Source organism: Pseudoalteromonas ardens (assembly GCF_030125445.1).
GTDB classification, from domain to species: Bacteria; Pseudomonadota; Gammaproteobacteria; order Enterobacterales; family Alteromonadaceae; genus Pseudoalteromonas; species Pseudoalteromonas ardens.
The window spans coordinates 103,403-122,227 of record NZ_JASJUV010000008.1 but is presented as its reverse complement, the minus strand read 5'-3'; the positions used below and the strand labels follow the sequence as shown (position 1 = coordinate 122,227).

At 47.8% G+C, this 18,825-nt stretch carries 18 protein-coding genes; 5 read left to right on the top strand and 13 right to left on the bottom strand.

All coding sequences use genetic code 11. The annotated features are described in order from the left end of the window. The first annotated feature begins 85 nt into the window (after positions 1–85). Entirely contained in the window at positions 86–952 is an 867-nt protein-coding gene (locus tag QNM19_RS20365) for a LysR family transcriptional regulator (protein WP_049865177.1), read from the top strand. On the opposite strand, the gene QNM19_RS20360 is transcribed toward QNM19_RS20365, so the two are convergent. Then, positions 949–2,616, bottom strand: a complete 1,668-nt coding sequence (locus QNM19_RS20360; protein WP_049865176.1) for a SulP family inorganic anion transporter — start codon at positions 2,614–2,616, stop codon at positions 949–951. The two genes, QNM19_RS20365 and QNM19_RS20360, sit on opposite strands and share 4 nt — an antisense overlap. Positions 2,617–2,784: 168 nt before the next feature. On the opposite strand from QNM19_RS20360, the gene QNM19_RS20355 reads away from it, so the two are divergent. Genes QNM19_RS20355 through QNM19_RS20345 form a run of 3 tightly spaced genes read left to right on the top strand, consistent with a single transcriptional unit; the run spans position 2,785 to position 5,918 of the window. Next, positions 2,785–3,996 carry a lipoprotein-releasing ABC transporter permease subunit gene (locus QNM19_RS20355; protein ID WP_049865175.1) on the top strand — a complete coding sequence of 404 codons (1,212 nt, stop codon included), beginning with the start codon at positions 2,785–2,787 and terminating at the stop codon, positions 3,994–3,996. Continuing rightward, positions 3,989–4,687, top strand: coding sequence for a lipoprotein-releasing ABC transporter ATP-binding protein LolD (gene lolD, locus QNM19_RS20350; RefSeq protein WP_284027144.1), 699 nt, complete (start codon positions 3,989–3,991; stop codon positions 4,685–4,687). Before QNM19_RS20355 ends, lolD begins: the two co-directional genes overlap by 8 nt. Positions 4,688–4,691: 4 nt before the next feature. Continuing rightward, a complete protein-coding gene (locus QNM19_RS20345) occupies positions 4,692–5,918 on the top strand; it encodes a lipoprotein-releasing ABC transporter permease subunit (RefSeq protein ID WP_284027143.1) in 1,227 nt (408 codons plus the stop codon). Between the two features lie 28 nt (positions 5,919–5,946). On the opposite strand, the gene QNM19_RS20340 is transcribed toward QNM19_RS20345, so the two are convergent. From QNM19_RS20340 to QNM19_RS20295, 10 genes are read right to left on the bottom strand one after another with little or no spacing between them, the layout of a single operon-like run. Next, complete coding sequence (locus QNM19_RS20340; protein ID WP_049863748.1) at positions 5,947–7,566, bottom strand: bifunctional diguanylate cyclase/phosphodiesterase; 1,620 nt, start codon at positions 7,564–7,566, stop codon at positions 5,947–5,949. A 5-nt stretch (positions 7,567–7,571) separates the two neighbouring features. Then, positions 7,572–8,636 carry a protein-glutamate methylesterase/protein-glutamine glutaminase gene (locus QNM19_RS20335; RefSeq protein ID WP_284027142.1) on the bottom strand — a complete coding sequence of 355 codons (1,065 nt, stop codon included), beginning with the start codon at positions 8,634–8,636 and terminating at the stop codon, positions 7,572–7,574. Beyond that, positions 8,633–9,436 carry a CheR family methyltransferase gene (locus QNM19_RS20330; RefSeq protein WP_049863750.1) on the bottom strand — a complete coding sequence of 268 codons (804 nt, stop codon included), beginning with the start codon at positions 9,434–9,436 and terminating at the stop codon, positions 8,633–8,635. The genes QNM19_RS20335 and QNM19_RS20330 overlap by 4 nt, the downstream gene beginning before the upstream one ends. A 6-nt stretch (positions 9,437–9,442) precedes the next feature. Then, positions 9,443–9,988 (bottom strand): chemotaxis protein CheW, encoded by a 546-nt coding sequence (locus QNM19_RS20325; protein WP_049863751.1) that lies wholly within the window; start codon positions 9,986–9,988, stop codon positions 9,443–9,445. Between the two features lies 1 nt (position 9,989). Next, positions 9,990–10,559 carry a chemotaxis protein CheW gene (locus QNM19_RS20320; RefSeq protein WP_049863752.1) on the bottom strand — a complete coding sequence of 190 codons (570 nt, stop codon included), beginning with the start codon at positions 10,557–10,559 and terminating at the stop codon, positions 9,990–9,992. A 6-nt stretch (positions 10,560–10,565) separates the two neighbouring features. Next, positions 10,566–12,545: a methyl-accepting chemotaxis protein gene (locus tag QNM19_RS20315; RefSeq protein ID WP_049863753.1), complete on the bottom strand. Its 1,980-nt coding sequence runs from the start codon at positions 12,543–12,545 to the stop codon at positions 10,566–10,568. A 22-nt stretch (positions 12,546–12,567) separates the two neighbouring features. Then, a complete protein-coding gene (locus QNM19_RS20310; RefSeq protein WP_049863754.1) occupies positions 12,568–14,658 on the bottom strand; it encodes a chemotaxis protein CheA in 2,091 nt (696 codons plus the stop codon). Between the two features lie 2 nt (positions 14,659–14,660). Further along, positions 14,661–14,942: an STAS domain-containing protein gene (locus QNM19_RS20305; RefSeq protein WP_156202200.1), complete on the bottom strand. Its 282-nt coding sequence runs from the start codon at positions 14,940–14,942 to the stop codon at positions 14,661–14,663. Between the two features lie 5 nt (positions 14,943–14,947). Then, positions 14,948–15,316, bottom strand: coding sequence for a response regulator (locus tag QNM19_RS20300; RefSeq protein WP_010385407.1), 369 nt, complete (start codon positions 15,314–15,316; stop codon positions 14,948–14,950). Positions 15,317–15,337: 21 nt separating this feature from the next. After that, a complete protein-coding gene (locus QNM19_RS20295; protein ID WP_417712666.1) occupies positions 15,338–16,186 on the bottom strand; it encodes a methyl-accepting chemotaxis protein in 849 nt (282 codons plus the stop codon). Between the two features lie 470 nt (positions 16,187–16,656). Here QNM19_RS20295 and QNM19_RS20290 point away from each other — a divergent pair, with 470 nt between their 5' ends. Next, positions 16,657–17,091 carry a DUF4826 family protein gene (locus QNM19_RS20290; RefSeq protein ID WP_049863757.1) on the top strand — a complete coding sequence of 145 codons (435 nt, stop codon included), beginning with the start codon at positions 16,657–16,659 and terminating at the stop codon, positions 17,089–17,091. Here the strand turns inward: QNM19_RS20290 and QNM19_RS20285 are convergent. Continuing rightward, positions 17,075–17,533 carry a GNAT family N-acetyltransferase gene (locus QNM19_RS20285; RefSeq protein WP_049863758.1) on the bottom strand — a complete coding sequence of 153 codons (459 nt, stop codon included), beginning with the start codon at positions 17,531–17,533 and terminating at the stop codon, positions 17,075–17,077. The genes QNM19_RS20290 and QNM19_RS20285 overlap by 17 nt on opposite strands. 120 nt (positions 17,534–17,653) lie before the next feature. Next, a complete protein-coding gene (locus QNM19_RS20280) occupies positions 17,654–18,808 on the bottom strand; it encodes a cupin domain-containing protein (protein WP_284027141.1) in 1,155 nt (384 codons plus the stop codon). Positions 18,809–18,825: the final 17 nt, after the last annotated feature.

The following is an 18,825-nucleotide window of genomic DNA, read 5'->3' as shown; positions in this document are numbered from 1 at the left end:
TTTGTAGTGTGAAAACAAAAGTATAACTTGCTGTGAGAGTTTGATAATCTTAAAAATTAAGAAAGACTTTTACGTATTTGTAATAATGGATAGATGGTCAGGTTTAGATGAATTTGTCGCGGTTGCGACCAGTGGGTCCTTCACAGCGGCAGCGCAGCAGTTAGACACCTCAGTAGCACAGGTCAGCCGTCGGGTTAAAACCCTGGAATCTGAACTCGGCTATCAGTTACTGACTCGAACAACCCGAAACTTGTCACTGACACCCGAAGGTCAGGTGTTTCTCGGTCATGCCAGGTTGCTCCAGCACGCCTATGATGACGCAACGACGGCACTGAGACAAAGAGACAGTGAGCCCACGGGTAAGATCAGGCTGACAGCTCCTGTGATGTACGGCGAGCAATACATTATGCCGTTGGTACATCAGTTTATGTGTCATTTTCCTTCGGTCACGGTCGATATGGAGCTCACCAATGCACAGTTAGATCTGGTGGAGCAGGGCGTCGACCTTGCAATTCGGATCGGTCAACTCAAAGACTCCTCACTACATGCAAAGCGCCTGTCGCAAAGGCGCACTTTGGTGTGTGTTTCACCACAATACTTAAGTCAGCAGGGCCCTATTACAGCAATCAGAGATCTGGAGAAACAGAATTGTCTGTTGGGTAACGCACATTATTGGCGTTTTATGGATCACGGCGTGGAGCGACATGTTAAGGTAACAGGTACATTGAGATGTAACAGTGGTTGGGCGTTACTGGATGCGGCGAAGCAGGGATTAGGCGTTGTTCAGCTACCACACTATTATGTGCAAGATGCCATTGAACGTGGTGAACTAGTAACAGTGCTGGATGCGTTTGCACCAATGGAGGAGGGGATCTGGGCGGTGTATCCGCCCAGAAAGTATTTGTCTACGGCTATCCGTGCGCTAATAGACTTTTTGGCCGACGCACTCTAAGCCTCAATAGTATCGCTTTGCATCGCTTCCAGCGCTCTGGTTAATGCCTGCTCGCGACTCTTGCAGAAGGCATGATCACCCAGTTTGCTACGAATATCGAACTTCTGAAGTTGTTCACTCGTGTCTTTATTTGGTGAGTAAATAAAGACCTGACAATCAGCATCCAGTGCATCACTAATGGCGTTTTCAATTGCGAGGCTGACGGTCACGTCCAGCATGGCCACATCACTTAAATCAAGTACCATGGTTTTATACTCACCGATATGGCGGTGCTGGCGGGTGATTGCTTTAGATACACTAAAGATCATTGGGCCTGACAGATAAAAGAACAAGAGCTTGCCTTTGGCCTGCTCTAATAACGCACGCTCGTGCGTAGAAAGAGGTACGTCTTCATCAGCATCGCCGTCACTGATGGCTTTTACATGTTGTTCCTGAACCCGGCTGAGGCGTTCAATCACCATAATATTGGAGATAAAAACGCCCAGGCCAACTGCAACCATCAAATCGACGAACACTGTCAGCAACATAACACCATACATGATGGCCATCTGACTAATGCTGAGCTTATGTGCACGCTGAATAAAGCTCCAGTCCAGAATGTTAATCCCGACATATACTGCGATGCCGGCGAGCACAGCCATCGGGATCGGTTCAGTCAGACTGCCAGCCACAAATACAACGGCCATTAGGATCAGGGCGCGGAAAATCCCTGCTAATGGGGAGCGTGCACCTACCTGTATGTTGACAACTGTGCCCATGGTGGCACCGGCACCCGGTAGTGCGCCGAAGAAGCCTGCAATCATGTTTGCAATACCCTGACCACGTAGTTCTTTATCAGAATCGTGCTCTGTACGCGTCAGACTGTCACCGATAACGGCTGTCAGCAAGGTATCAATGCACCCTAAGGTACCCAGCACCAGGGCATCGATAACCATTTCGGTAAAGAGTTCCGGGGTAAAAGTTGGCCAGACAATTTCAGGCAAGCCACTGGGGATCTCACCAATTCGGCGAATGCTGTCAGTATCAAACAACAAGATTGAAATTAAGGTAACAATGACTAGTGCAACCAGTTGAGCAGGCACATACTGGCGATACTTCTTAGGCATGTAAAACAGCACACCTAAGGTGAGGATCCCTAAAAAGAGCTCTGAGAAATGTAAATTGAGAAATAGCTCAGGAAAAGCGGACAACGTACCTGGCACACCGCCTGGGGGCGCTTGATGCCCGAGCAAGGGAGCCAGTTGCAGTATGATTAAGATGACCCCAATTCCGGACATAAACCCGGAGACCACGCTGTATGGCATCAGGGTTACATATTTACCAAGCTTGAGCGTGCCCAGTAATATCTGGAATGCACCCGCCATCATCACCACTGTGAAGGCCATTGCCGGCCCCGCTTCGGGGTATTTTGATATCATGGTGGTCAGAACTGCTGTCATAATGACCGTCATCGGGCCAGTTGGTTCTGAGATCAGAGATGTGGAACCGCCAAATAAGGCAGCAAAGAGGCCAACGAGAATTGCGCCCCACATGCCGGCTTCAGCTCCGGCTCCGGATGCCACGCCAAAGGCGAGGGCGAGTGGTAGGGAAATGATTGCAGTGGTCACACCACCGAACAAATCTCCCTTGAAATTCATATGTTTAAATCTTGATAACGAAAACATTGAAGGTCCATACCGCGAGATTTGCCGCATTCTACACTAAAACCCGGTGTAATTTAGAGCCGCTATTAAAAAAATTTTACACTTTTTTTTGGGGTCAAGGGTATGACCCGGCTTTCTTGATTGTGCTAGTATCGTGCACTGAACTTATACGCAGAAAAATAAACTATTATGTTTCAGCCTGTTAGCCTTTATATAGGGCTCAGATACAGCCGTGCCACCAAGGGCAATGGGTTTGTATCTTTTATTTCGTTTTTTTCCATTGCCGGGATAGCGCTTGGGTTAATGGCGCTCATTACAGTCAGCTCGGTGATGAATGGGTTTGAGCAGAGCCTGAAAAATGCCATGCTCGATTTAATCCCTCATGTGCAGCTACACAAATCATCAGATGAACAATCGCACGACGCCGGGGCGCTGTTGACTAAACTGAGTGCACTGCCAGACGTTAAGCGAGTAACCCCTTATGTAACCAGCGATGTGATCCTGCAAACAAATAAAGATTTGGTTGGTGTGCGTCTGCAGGGCGCTTTTTCCGGTTACCCATCAGCACTTGAGCCCCATATTGAAGCCGGTAGCCTGGCGCAGTTTCGTGAGCAGAAATATCAACTGGCGCTAAGTCGCTATCTGGCCAATCAGCTGGATGTACGATTAGGACAAAAAGTTCGGGTTATCATGCCCGATATCAGCAGTTACACGCCCATGGGCCGGGTCCCTAAACAGCGCTTATTTACCGTTGCCCTGATTTACAACACCCACAGTGAGGCCGATGTTAATCTGGCGTTCGCCGATGGTAAAAGCCTGCAACGTTTACTTAAGCGCAAACCGACTGATTTTGACGTCAGCATTACGTTGAAAGATGCCTTTGCCGTGAATGAGTTTAAAACAGTTCATGCGCCGCTATTGTCGGGGCTAGAGTACTCAGACTGGCATGTCCAGCAAGGGGCATTATTTGCTGCTGTAGCCATGGAAAAACGCATTATGTCCTTATTGCTGGGACTGATTGTGATTGTGGCTGTATTCAATATCGTGTCGGCCCTGTCGATGATGGTCAGTGAAAAACAAGGTGAAGTCGCCATTTTGCAAACTTTGGGGCTGGCACCTGATGCCATAGCGCGGGTGTTTATGGTGCAGGGTTTGTATAACGGTGTTGTGGGTACGCTGATCGGCACCGTATTTGGGTATCTGCTGGCCAGTCATATTAACGAAGTGCTGACAGTCAGTGGGCTGTCTTTGCTCGGTGGTGCAGAGTTACCGGTCAGATTCGACTGGTTGAGTTTGAGTTTGATTGTTGCGACCAGCCTGGTTTTGAGTTTTCTTGCAACATTGTATCCGGCGTTTAAAGCCGCAAAAGTGCTTCCTGCTGAGGTGTTAAGGTATGAGTGATTTAGTAATTAAATGTCAGGGTCTGAGTAAGACGTATGATGAAGCGGGCCAGCAGGTTGAAGTGTTAAAAGGGGTTGATCTGGCGCTTGAACAGGGCGACATGTTGGCCATCGTCGGCAGCTCTGGTTCAGGAAAGAGTACCTTGTTGCATATATTGGGTACGTTGGATACCGCCAGCAGTGGCTCAGTTAAAATTAAAGATACCGATGTCGCGCAATTATCGCGTCGTAAACAAGCGGATTTTCGCAACCAAAACTTGGGATTTATATATCAGTTTCATCACTTGCTGATGGATTTTACTGCGCTGGAGAATGTGGCTATGCCCTTGCTGATTGCCGGTCAACCACCTAAAGCTGCGCAGGCACAGGCACAGGAGATGTTGGGCAAAGTCGGCCTGGCTCACCGTGGAGGCCATCGACCGTCGGAGCTATCCGGCGGGGAGCGTCAGCGGGTAGCCATTGCCAGGGCACTGGTCACGCGCCCTGCATTGGTATTGGCAGATGAACCCACCGGTAATCTGGACAAGCAAAATGCTTTGAAAATTTATGCCTTGCTAAAAGAGTTAAACCGGGATTTAAAAACCAGCTTTGTGGTGGTAACACATGACCTCGAACTGGCGGCAAAGCTGGGCCGTGCCGTTGCTCTGGACGACGGTGTGCTGATTGAGCATGCCTTACATAGTGAGGCCTAAGCCAATGTTGAGTGTGTTTATCAGCAACCGATTACGCGCTTCCAAGCATCAGGCTGGTATGATCGGGTTTTTGAGTAAATCGTCAACGCTCGGTGTCATGCTGGGGGTGGCGGTGCTTATTGTCGCACTTTCAGTGATCAATGGGTTTGAACAGCAGCTGAAAACCCGATTGCTGTCTGTGGTGCCTCATGTCGCGTACCAGGCGCCGTACGACCCAATTTCGAATTGGCCTGATAAAGTGCGATTGCTGGAAGCTCAGCAAGGTATCGTGGCTGCAGCCCCTGAAATATCTCTCACTGCCATGGTACAGTTTCGTGGTGAGCTAAAAGCTGCACAAGTGAAGGGGGTAGATTTTCTCTCTCATCATAAGGTGTCAGATGTGGGTCAGTTTATCACTGACACTTCATTGAGCGAAATGACCGACAATGACATCATCTTAGGTCGACATATTGCAACAGAGTTAGGTTTAAAGCGCGGGGATAAAGTCACGCTGTTAGTGGCAAATTCACAAGCCGCTTCTCCTCTGGCTGCCCTTAAGCGGCTTAACTTTGTGTTAGCTGATGTGATCAATATGGGAGGCCCCATTGATCGGTCGCTAGCTTTGGTCTCTGTGAAGCGGTTGCAGCAGGCAATGGGGCTTTCGGATGATGAAGTGACGGGGCTTCGCGCAAAAGTTGAAGATGTATTCTCCGCTCATCAGGTGGCAATGGCTGCAGGCCGGGCTTTACCTGATCTGGTTTACGTTAACAGCTGGTTTCGCACCCAAGGGAGTCTCTATCAGGATATCCAGATGGTCAGGACCATAGTGTACCTGGTGGTGTTTTTGATCATCGCTGTTGCCAGTTTTAATATTGTGTCGTCTATGGTGATGGAAGTGAAAGAAAAGCAAGCGGATATTGCGATTTTAAAAACCATGGGTACCAGAGATAGCACTATCTTCGCGACTTTTGCTATCCAGGGTGTCAGCTATGCGCTAATAGGGGCCCTGGTTGGTCTGTTTGTGGGTATTCTATTGGCGCTGAATATCTCAGACTTATTTCGTGCCTGGATTGAGCTTGATGGGGATAATCCGTTGCAGGGCGTTTATTTTATTGAATTTTTGCCCAGTCAGTTAGATTGGCTAGACGTGATTTCTGTGTTGTCTATTACGCTTGTTATTTCGGTATTATCTTGCCTTTACCCGGCCTGGCAGGCTGTAAAAGTAGACCCAGCCAGAGTCCTGGGAGGCTAGCGCAGGTAACGCATACCCAGTGTATGCGTTACTCTTCAAAGTGTAGGTAGCTGGATTTATCGGCTACAACATACTCGACGAAGTCCGTGATATTCAGCGGCTTGCTATAATAATATCCCTGTATATATTCAACCCCTTTGGCTTTGGCATAGATCATTTGGTCTAATTGTTCTATGCCTTCTGCAACCAGTGGTTTATCGAGATTTTTTGCCAGTGACACAATAGAATTGAACAGCGACTGCATTTTTCCGTCACTGACGACATGGGTGACAAAGGCACGATCAATTTTAATTTCATCGAAATGCAGTTTACATAAATAGCTCAGGCTGGAGTAGCCGGTTCCAAAATCATCAATTGATATCATCAGTCCTTCGCTTTGTAGTTTTTGCAGTATCTCATTAATATAATTAAAGTTATCGATCAGGGCTGATTCAGTAAGTTCAAGCTTAATTTTAGCAGGGTTAAGCGACAACCTCTCCAGCGCTTGCAGCAATCGGGCGGTAAAGTTAACGTCGAGAATTTCAACAACACTGATGTTGATGGCAAAGCGAAACTGACGGGCCTCAATGTGCTCCTGCGCCAGTAAACTTTTTAACTTATTAATCTGGCTCAGCGTAAATAGCGTGAGCTTGTTGATCTCGCCCGTACTTTCGATGATTGGAATAAATTCGGTAGGCGGTATAGGCTGACCATCAAGCTCCCAGCGCATCAGGCACTCAGCCCCAATCAGGCGTTCGGTTTTGGTGTCATGAATTGGCTGGAATACCACTTCAAAGCTGTCTGCGAGGTTATCCTGATAGAGGGCGCTGCGCAGGCCGGTTTCAATTTTGTTTTGTCGTTCAATTTGCCTGGCCAGCGTTTCTTTAAATTCGACCAGACGGTTGTGGTCTGATAGCGCATCAAAGGTTGCCATCTCCGCTTTGTTCAGACTTAACTCATGGTCGTCACTGGGCTGCTCTTTATAGTAGCCCAGTGATACATTGCTGTAAAAACTATTGCCGTTAAAATTAAAGGGTTCATTCAGTTGCTTGTATAGGGTTTCTATATTCAGTGGAACCGTATTTGGAATGAACACGCAGTAGCAGTCGGAAGAGTGTTTTGAGAATATACCTTTGTCAAATTCCCCCTGAAATCGTGCCAGTATCTCCATAAATACCAGGTTGGCAACACCAATATTCCAGACTTCGGAAATACGTTGAAAATTGCAGATCCGAACACAGCAAATGGTGCCCTGATGAGGCTGTTCTTTAATTTTGTTAATAAAGGCATCCCGATACAGTAACCCGGTGTGGGGATCGCGGATTGCGAGCTGTTTATTCAGGCGTCTGACGGAGATCAGCTCTTCAATGGGTTCGAGCCTGAGGTAGTATTGGTCATCTTGCCTGAAGCTGTAAAGTCTGACCCAGGTAACGCTGCTGTTATCAATGCTGATGCCCAGCTCAATTTGGTCAAAGATAGGATCGAACAAGATTTCATCGAGATTAAGCTCTGCAAAGTCTTCATCAATAAAAACCAGTTTTTGCGATAGTAAGTCGCCGGGCTTCAGGCCTAGCATGCGCTCGGCAACATCAGAGAGGGAGATGATCTGCCCCTGCTTGTCATAGCTAAGATAAGCAATGTGCAGTAGTTGACTTAGTTGGTTTTTCATACAGATCACCCAAGCGCTTTTTGGATCTGATAAGGGAGGTTGCTCAGCGCATAGATTTTATCGGCGGCCCCCCTCGCGATGGCTTCTTTTGGCATGCCAAATACCACACAGCTGGACTCGCTTTCTGCAAAGGTCACAGCCCCCTTTTGCTTCATTTCCAGTAAACCACTTGCGCCGTCATTGCCCATGCCGGTGAGAATAATACCAAGGGCATGATTGCCTACCGACTGGGCTACGGAGCGAAACAACACATCTACCGAAGGTTTGTGGCGACTGACAAGTGGTCCATCGCGTATCTCTAAATAGTAGTCCGAGCCTTGACGTTTTACCAACATATGCTGGCCACCTGGGGCGATATATACATGGCCGCGGCGGATCCGGGTGGCAGTCTGTCCCTCTTCTACGTTATGAGGTGTGATGTCGTTGAGGCGTTGGGCAAACGCAGCCGTAAACTTACCTGGCATATGCTGTACAATAACAATCGGCGGTGAAAGGGCAGGTAGCTGCTGTAAAAGTCGGGCGATCGCCTCAGTACCGCCTGTCGAAGCGCCAATGGCAATCACTTTTCCGGCACTGTCAGGTGGTTGTGCTGTTTTGTGGGCAGGTAGCACTTCTTCTGTCGTATGTAGCTCGCGAAAGCTGCCTTCTTCGAGGTATTTGAGCTGACGGACTTTGGCTTTAGTCGCGCCCTTAATAGCGTCAATGATTTGCGACACCGAGTCACTGTGTAAGAAGTCTCCCAGCCCATGAGTGGGTTTAGCAATCACATCCACAGCACCACAAGCAAGCGCCTCCATGGCGGTGGTGGTTTTTTCCTGCGCCAGTGCCGAGCAGATGATCACCGGAGTAGGGCGTTCTTGCATAATCTTTTTAAGGAAAGTGATGCCATTCATTTTTGGCATTTCCACGTCCAACAAAATGACATCCGGCCAATTCAAGTTCATTTTTCGTTCGGCAATGATGGGGTCGGGGGCGGTGCCGCTAACCATTAAGGTACGTTCATGGGCTATGATCTCACTCATGACTTGGCGCATCAGGGCGGAATCATCGATGATGAAGACGCTGGTCATAAGGTCACCTTCTTGTAAATGCAGGGACTCAGAGTTTGCAGACAAGCAGGTTTGTCTCGCATGGCTTCCGAATGTCCCAAAAAGAGTAAACCGCCATGGTTTAAACGTTTGATGATATTATTCAGGATGGCTTGTTGTTTGGATTTGTCAAAGTAGATGAGTACATTACGTAGAAAAATCACATCAAAAGAAAAATCAACCGTGGTCAGCTTTAACAGGTTGTCTTCCTGAAAGCTACATTGCTTTTTTAGCGTTGAGATCAGCGTGAAGTTATCGGCGTTCTTGCCCGTTCCTTTCATGCAATAGCGGATCCGATAGCGTTTCGGAATTTTGCCTACGGTTGAAATGGCATAGCGTGCATCTCTGGCCATAAGCACAGACATTTCAGAAATGTCTGTGCCGATAACATGCCATGGCCGGTTATAAAATAGGTCGTCCAGTATCATGGCCAGTGAGTACGCCTCTTCTCCGCTTGAGCAGGCGGCACTCCAGGCCCGAATAGGTGAGTGTCGTGGGCGATTGTGCTGATAATAGTGATAAAGAAACTCAAACTGGGCCTGCTCCCTGAAAAAATAGGTTTCATGGGTGGTGAGTTTATCAATAAAGACTTGCAGCTCATTTTGTCCCTCGGGTGTCATTAACAAGCGATAGTATTTACTAAAAGAGGGGCAGTGTTTAGCACGCAGGCGACTAGCAAGGCGGCTTGCCACAATATCTGCTTTGTTTTTGCCCAGGCTGATCCCGGTATGCTGCTCAAACAGGCGGTTGAGTTGCTGAAACTCCAGAGTTGAAATTGCCATTGCTGCCTATCGCTGACAAAACCGGGTGAAGAATTCAGCCTGAGAGGATTTCAGTTGCGTATTTATCTCACTGATGTTGAGCACACTGTTCATGTCCAGCAAAATGGTGAGCTGATTATTAATTTTGGCCATTTTCCAGACAAAGTGACGGGGGATATTGGCACCGAAAGACGGGGAGTCCTCCAGCTGAGTGCAATTGATAAACTGAATAGACATCACGCTGCTGACCAGCATCCCGAGGGTCATGACTTCGTCCAGGCTGGGATCATAAAAATCATATAACACAATACAACTGTATTTGTTGTATGGCTGAGGATTTTTCAGCATCAGACGGTGTTGCATATCCAGAACCGGGATGACACTGCCCCGGACGTTGATCACCCCCCGGATCACCTGATTGCACATAGGGACCATTGTCGTGTCGGTTAGCTCAATGACTTCTTTCACCGATTCTATCGGGATGCCAAAGGTATCATATCCGATCGACACTAACAGTGAATGGAGTTCTTCGTTGGTCTTATTGCTATCAGTCAGAGTGGGCGCTGAATTCATATCACCTTTCCTCGTAGGAGTGTGCGGGGTCGGAGTCGAGTGTCAGTTCCAGTGCCAGTTGTTTATTGTGTTGCTGTAAGTCGTCAAACAACTGCACATCATCCAGCGTCAGTATTTTGGTAATGTCCAGTATGGTCATCAGGCTGTCTGTTAATTTAGCCAGACCATAAACAAAACGGCTATGAAACTGACCTGCGATGCTAGGCACCTGGTCAATCTCTTGCGCTGGTATATCCAGTACTTTAGTTACCATATCGACTTTCAGGCCGACAGTAATATTCTGCGCTTTATAGTTGCACTCAGCGACAATAATGCAGGTCCGATTGGTGTTAGGCTGTGCGGGTTTGTTCAGTCGAACAGACAAGTCAAAAACAGGAATGACCAGGCCCCTGAGGTTGATAGCACCGATAATGAAATCAGGAGCCATGGGAATTTTATCCACTTCGATATATTCCATGATCTCTCTGACAATGGAAATACTGATCGAGTACGATGCGCCATTGAGCTCAAAAGCCAGATACTTATCCAGATCATAGGCCGTTGTGGCTGGGTTGTGTACTAGTTCACTCATCGCACATTACTCATCAAACGGGGTGTAGCCATCTTCGCGGTTATGGCTACTGTCGTGAATGATATGAGACTGGCGTCCTTTGTGACCGCGGCCATTGTTGCTTAATTTAAAGTAGCCCACGGTAGAGCGAATATCTCCGGTCTGATCCTGAACCATTTTGGCCGTAGATGCGAGTTCCTCTGAAGCGGATGCATTTTGTTGGGCAATTTCATCAAGCTGAGCCACAGTTCGATTAATTTCAGCCACACTGGTACTTTGCTCTGTCGATGCGGCTGTGATCTCCTGCACCAAATCGGCGGTCTTGCCAATGTTGGGCACCATTCTGTCGAGCATGGCACCGGCGTGTTGCGCGATCTTAACGCTGTTGTCGGCAAGTGTACTGATGTCCTGTGCGGCAACCTGAGACCGTTCTGCGAGCTTACGCACTTCATCAGCTACCACGGCAAAGCCTTTACCGTGTTCACCGGCTCTGGCCGCTTCAATGGCGGCATTTAAAGCCAGGAGATTCGTTTTATATGCGATGTCTTCAATGATGCCGATTTTCTCTGCTATCTGGGTCATGGCCTGAACGGTGTCTTTTACAGCCTGGCCACCATCGTTTGCCTCGCTGCTGGATTGCTTGGCAATGTCATTAGTCATTTTGGAGTTTTCGGTATTCATTGAAATAGATGAACTCATTTGTTCCAGCGATGCGGAAGTTTCTTCCACACTGGCTGCCAGCTGGTTGGAGGTGGAACTGAGCATGCGGGAAGTAGTGCTCACTTCATTAGTACTGTGGGCAATGGACTCAACAGATTCCTGAATATCTAGCAAGATATTTTGTAGCCGTTCGATAAAGCCATTGAAGCTTTGTGCGGTTTGACCGATTTCGTCATTACCAAAATCTGGTATACGGCGGGTCAAATCGCCTTCCCCTGATCGCAGATCTTCCGCTGCTTCTGCCAGCGCATTGATAGGCAGCACTATGCCTCGTATCAAAAAAGCGGCGGTGGCGATAGCGAGGACAATGGCGACAACCAGCAACCCCCAGACCAGACGGATACTGTCCCGGGCGGCAGACATGAGATCGTTGAGCGACGTGGTGCTCTCAGCTATCGCTTCATTGGAGATCTTTTCTAGTATCTCTTCGATTTTGCTGAAAATATCGTGCTCCAGTCGGTCCACATCTTTGGAGGCCTGGATCTTTTGTTTTGGGTCATACATAGCGAAAATTTCTTTACCACCGTTGTAGAGACCCAGATACATACGCTCTATGTCACCAATGGCTTTAATTTCCAGAGGTTTTCTTTCCAGAGGTTTGAGTTCCGATAGAAAATTAGAAAAGGTACGGGCGTCTTTTTCAAAGGCAGCGGTTGCACCGACTCGACCACGCATATAGGCATTGAGTGACCCCATCATGTCGCCTTGTTCGTCAATCAGCTCCAGATAGTAACGTACCCCGGGTAAATCATCGTTGACCACTTCGGCAAAGTCGCCACTGCTGCCGGCATCAGCCACTTCGGCCTCTTTTTGTGAGTCGAGTAAACTTTCGAGCGGTTCCGCGAATTCACGATTGATGTACTCATATTTCTCGACCGCTTTTTCTTCCTGAAGGGGGTCAAATCGGTCAAAAATAAGCTCCTGATTCTCGCTGGCATAACGACGCACTAAATCTTCCAACTGACGAATGTAGCTGGTATCAACAGAATTGAGTCGCTTAAGATCTTCAAGGTAGTTAGTGAATTCACTGTAGTTTGACAAAAAATCTGCTTTTTCGTCGGCCTCGCCGGCAATGTATTCCAGCACGTTGCTGTTCATGTCACCCAGTTCATCGAGCATATTCAGCGCATAAATGGCCTCAGGTATGTCGTATTGTCCGACATTGGTGGCAAATCCTTCAATCCGGCCGTTTTTCATTTGTACTGACATAGCAATCACCAGCAACAGCAGCCCCATGGTAAACATGGCCAGAATGATCTTGTTTTTAATGGTCAGATTCTTAAACATCTCTACGCTCCGGTTTATCTGACTAATGTTTGAGCTCTAATTGCTCGTACATCGTAATTGCGGTGCGGATCAGGGCAGATACATCCAGAATAATGGCGACTTTGCCACTGCCGAGTATGGTTGCTCCGCTGATACATTTGAGGCCTTCGAACAGCCTCCCCAGGGGTTTTACAACGGTCTGAAACTCTCCTTGCAATGAGTCGACGACCAGACCGGCTCTGAGCGTGCCAAACTGGACGATAACCAGTGATTCCTTCGTATGTTCAATTTGCTGCTCTATCCCAAACAGGGAACGCAGACGAATAAAAGGCAGGACCTCAGTTCTGAGGTTAATGTAGTTTTTATCCTGAATGTCGGACTCAGAGACCACTTCATGCAGTTCCAGGCATTCAACCACAGTGTCGAGGGGGATTACGTAATCCTCGTCACCAACGGTAAACATAAACCCATCAATAATGGATAAAGTCAGTGGCAGGCGAATAATAATTTTGGAGCCCAGCCCTTTGGTACTGTCAACTTCCACGCTGCCCCGTAAACTTTCAACATTGCGTTTGACCACGTCCATACCCACGCCCCGACCCGAGATGCTGGTTACGGCGGCGGCAGTGGAAAAGCCTGGTTCAAAGATAAGCAGGTTAATTTCTTTGTCCTGCAAAGAGTGTTCTGCGCTGATCAGGCCATTTTCGATTGCGCGAGCCAGGATCTTACTCTGATCTAGCCCCTGACCATCATCCTGGATCTCTATCACAATTGAGCCAGAGTCATGATAGGCCTTGAGCGTGAGTTGACCACATGCAGACTTGCCTGCGGCGACACGTTCGTCAGGTGTTTCAATACCATGGTCTATGGCGTTGCGGATGATATGCATAAGCGGATCGCTGACTTTCTCAACAAAAGTTTTGTCCAGCTCAGTATCCGCGCCAATAATATTGAGCTCCACCTCTTTACCCAGTTCGTCAGCGACATCCCGGACAACGCGTTTGAATTTATTAAAGGTTTCGCCAATTTGCACCATTCTGAGTTTAAGTGAGCTGTCACGAATGTTTTCGACTAATCGCTCTAGTAGTGCCATGGCTTCTATCAGGGTTTCGTTGCCGGTTTCGTGGGCCAGCAGATTCGTTCTGGCCCCGGTAATGACCATTTCTCCGACTTGATCGATCAACCTGTCGAGCTTCATTGCCTCGACCCGCAAGGTTTTGCTGCTGTGTAGTTTGTTTTTCTTCTTGTCTTTAATGGGCGCTGTTATCGGGTCATCATCTGGCGCTGGTGCGGATGGCTCATTCGGTAAAAGTGACTGAGTGAGCTGTGACAGGGTTGACTGGAACTGAGATGGTTCCGGAAAGTACCGTGCGCATGCCTGGATTGCGTCGTAACTGCACTGTTCAGGCGGCAAAATCTCTATGACCGCATCGTTTTTAATAAACTCGAAGACCTCTTCTATCGCCTCTTTGTTTTGACTTGTACGGAACAGCATCAGAAACGCCAGGTAGCAGGACTCGGGGTCATAGGGGGTTTGGGCATTCAGCGGAACAACATTCGTGGCTACTTCAAGCTCGGTCACTTCATTATTGAGAAAATGAATAAAAGGGAAGGGATCCAGGCCATTACGTAATACATTTTCGTTAGGGACAAAGCAGACAAACCAGATACCATTTTGCGGCAGTTTAGGGCTGTCTGAGGTGACAATGTTATCCTGTGGTGAAGCAGCATCGTCGATAAACTCATGGAATTGACCGCTTAGATCCGTAAGTTGGGTCAGTTGCTGTGCACTGGGTTCACTGTCAGACGCGGCGAGCAGGATAAGTTCCTCGCACAGGTCTCCCGTCTCCAGGTAAAGAGAGAGCAGGGCTTTACTCATTTCCCGGTTTCCGTTTCGAACATCGTCCAGCACGGTTTCTGCAATGTGAGTCAGGCTCACGACGTAGTCAAAACCAAACAGGCCTGCACTGCCTTTTATGGTGTGAATGGCGCGGAAGATGGCGTTGATGGTTTCTTCCTGATCCGCGCCAGCGTCACTGGCTTCCATATCCAGCAAACTGTTTTCCATGTCGGCCAGCAACTCTTTGGACTCACTGACAAAGGTGGTAATGGCCGCGCTTAAATCAACAGACATAGTTAAGGTTCGCTTTTATTTGGGGCGGCCAGGGACACATTCAACAGGGTAAGCCTGGCTGTTAGCAGATCTGACAGGGTGAGGGCATTAATCTGTACCCCTGTTGTCCGACAGTGATTCACCAGCCAGACAGTCAACTGGATCCCTGCGCTGTCGAGCTCTTCGACCTGACTTAAGTCGAGCCCTACTGACTGTTTACCCTCTAAAAATGCGCTGAGTTCAGTGTGCACGTCTTGTACTTCGTAAATGGTCAACTCTGCCGGGAACTTAAAGCACTCTGACATCACGGTCACATCATCAATAATTTGGAAACGGCTTGAAGCATTTGTGCTGGCTTAAATGGTTTAACCATCCAGGCTTTTGCGCCTGCTTTTTTGCCTTCTTCCATCATGCTTTGTTGATTTTCAGTAGTCAGCATAATGACGGGTGTAAACTTGTATTGTGGCAGCTGTTTGACATTTTTGACGAACTCAATGCCGTTCATATTGGGCATATTGACGTCACTGATGATTAGGTGAACTTTGCTACCGGTGAGTTTACTGAGTGCATCTTTGCCATCGCAGGCTTCAATAACCTGATAGCCAGCCCCTGTCAGCGCAATATTTACGACCTGTCTTAAAGAATCAGAATCATCTACAACTAAAATGGTTTTACTCATAATGTACCCTCAGGCTGCATGTCAGAAAAAAGTAAGGTCGTCCACAGTGTCATCGTCCTTGCGATTGCTGCCGCTATGATTGGACGACAGAATATGTCGTTGCTCCCGGGTCGCAGCAGTACGAGAGAGCGTGTCACTGATCCGTTGATGATTAAATCGGGCGGTGTTACTTTGGCGGCGCTCTTCAATGAATTTATCCAACTCTTGTGTCATGATCTCCAGCGCAATCGTTACGCTGTCTTGGATCTGATCGACCCGGTCCTGAAACTGCAGGTCAACCAAAATCTCCGAAATTTTTTGTCGATTATCTTCGTTAGAGGTCTGAAGTATTTGCGCCTGTTGCTCGACGTTTTGAGATAATGTTAGCCAGGTATCAATTACTTCGTTGATTTGGAGTTGATACTTTTCCGTCAATGCCTGGCGTTCGGTTAATTCACTTTCCATCATCGTCATAGAGCTTTGCATTGCTTGAGCAATAGACTCGACCATTTTGTTGATTTTGACCCCTGTGTCTCCACTTGAATTAGCCAGTGCACGTACTTCATCTGCAACAACAGCAAAACCACGTCCATTGTCACCAGCACGCGCTGCTTCAATTGATGCATTCAGAGCCAGTAAATTGGTTTGCTCTGCAATTTTCGCGACATCGATGGACATTGCCTGCAATTCTTTGCTTTGTTCGACCATGGTTTTAAACGTCTCGGTGCGTTGCTGTTGGCTGGTATTGGATTGTTCAAGATAAGCCAGGATCTGATTTAGCTGATCGCGACTGTGTTGAGAAGTTTGTTGTAAGGTATTGGCACTGCTGTTATCCAGGCTACCTAAGGTTGCAGTGATATTGCTCACTAACTGGGAAAATTCACCAGACATATTGTCAACCGCCTGCTTGGTTTGTTGTCGGGCACTGTTTATTTGTTCCCGCAACTGCGGGGTAATGGTGTGGCCCAATTGTTCCAGACAGGTGAGATCAGATTGCTGTCCGAGTGCTTGGTCTGGTTGTGGGTCTGCTGCTTGTGGTACGTCTGCCCTGACAGCACGAACGCCTACATACAGTGCCAGTCCAGACAGAGCGGTGATAATCAGCGCAAAGACCAGGTTTGACCCATACCAGGCGATAGCAAATATGATTAACTGAATAGCAATGGAAAGTGGGATCATAGGTACGTCCACTTTGACCTGTAAGATGATCCTTTAATCCTAGTCGAGACTGTTTATTGTGCAAATACAAATAATCATCTTGAATACTCTTGCGCTTAATACACCCGTTTGAGAAGGGTGATGCTTGCATCCGGTCGATTTAATTCATACAGTAGTGGAAATTTCCCCAAGCAGTAACAAGAATGACGAAAGACAACACACAAATGAGTAAAGAAGAACAACAAAAAATGCTTGCCCAGTGGCAACACACTTCTCTGCAGACTGCGCAGAAGTACCTTGCAGAAAAAGGCATAGTCGGTATCAACATTCAAGCCAGTGAGTCCCGTATTTTGCCTCCTATCTGTGGTGTTTGGAAAATTAAAGACAATAAAGGCAAAGGGTATTGGGTTGTCTCAGGCAAAGTCCCGACAGATGCGATGCCTGTGAGCGGGGCTGTGGATGCTCGCGCCGCACTCAAACACTTTTCTTATCAATGGCAAATCAAAGCCGATAAAATTCTGGGCGCAGAGCATCCAGATCCGACCCAGGCCGAATATGCCAATTTCCTTATTCACCATGCTCATGGCGTGTATGATTTGGCTAACAGAGAGCAGTTATGGGCTAATGTAGCATCGTAAACGGCTCAGAGTTCATCTCTTTAACCGGGCATTTCATTCGCTGTCTTGGAATGCCTGCTTCCATAAATACACCGCCTTGTTTGGAAAAGCCGGATTTCAAAAAGGTGGGCACCTCGTCCAAAATGCACTGCACGAAGACGTTCTCATAGCCTTTTTGTTCTGCCAGTATACTAAGAAAGCTGATCAAAGACTGATAGGCTTCACGGTTTCTGTGTGCCCGAATGATCGCAATTCGACTAATCAGACCATCACAACATAACCTGCCAGTTCCAATTGGGCACTGATTTTCGTCCCGTACGAGAACATGTTCCGCAGTTTTGTCGTGTTGATCAAATTCTACTTCCCTTGGAAGGTGAAGCTCGCAAACGAAGACTCGTTCGCGGATTTGGCGCAGTTGTCCCTGAGTTTTTTGCCAACTCACTCTATCGACGTGGTAATTCATGATTGCCTCGCATCAAACATCATAATCACGCCTGATTAGGGGATCAGCCTGTGCTCTTTATTATTGTGGCACCGACTTGGTCGGTGCCTTATTGTGTGACTAACCCTCAGATTCAGGTAATTACACCCAGTCCTCAATGTAAAAGGACCCATCGTTAATAAGCGTAGTTAATGTTTGTTTAAATTCCAAACATGCAAACTCACTTAATAATGAAGATACGGGCGTACAACTCTGATCTGTCAGCTTTTTAACGGCTGGTAAGACCTCAAGAGGAAGAGTGAAATTTTGCCCATTCACACTCAGTATCACCGTGTGTGTCGTTAACTGATACAGTGCTCTGACGCCTCCTGACCGTACCAAGGTGTCTTGCGGTGAAATATCATCTTGTAAGGTGTCAGCAGTCAGTGGCGGATCGAGTGGTGCCAGATCCATTTCATGTTTAGGCTCACTGAGTGTCTGCCCCAGCCATTGGTCGAAGATGTCGCTGTCATGCAGTATCGATTCCAGCATGGTGCGGATCTTTCCTTTGTCCTGACGACTGACCTCGCCCAGAGAGTCACGCGGCGAGAGGTCAGGGTCGCTGTAACGGGTTGTGCCTAACTCTGAATCTATCAGGTGGTCAGCCAGGCTTGAGAGTAGATCTTTTTGATCAGGAGCTCTGAAACCAACAGAGTAGTTCATTGCATTTTCAACAGCATAGCCTTCATGAGGGCAGCCGGGTGGAATGTACAGGATATCACCCGGTTCCAGCTCTGCATCTATGCAGGCTGTAAATTGCTCTACTTGTAAGAGGCTTTTGTTCTGCGCAAATTGTTTCAGGCTGGCGTCAGGCATACCGACGCGCCAACGTCTTTTCCCCTGGCCCTGAATAATAAACACGTCGTATTGGTCAAGATGTGGACCAACCCCTCCCCCTGGCGTAGAAAAACTGATCATCAGATCGTCAATACGCCAGTTTGGAATAAAGCGAAAGGGTTCCAGCAAGCTGGCAGCCTGAGGGTGCCAGTGATCAACGGCCTGTACCAGCAAAGTACTGTGCTGCTCTGTCAGCAACGAAAAGTCTTCAAACGGACCATGGTGTGCATCCCAGTGATTGTCGTGGTTGGTGACGATCCGAGATTCAATATTGTCTTCCATTGCCAGGCCAGCCAGTTCTTCTGGTGACAGTGGATCGATAAAACCCTGAAAGCCTTGCTTGATAAGTAGGGGCTTTTTTTGCCAGTACTGGGCGAGAAATGCCGCCTCAGTCAGGGCATTGATAGATAGCTGATACATAAAGTGACTCCAATAAA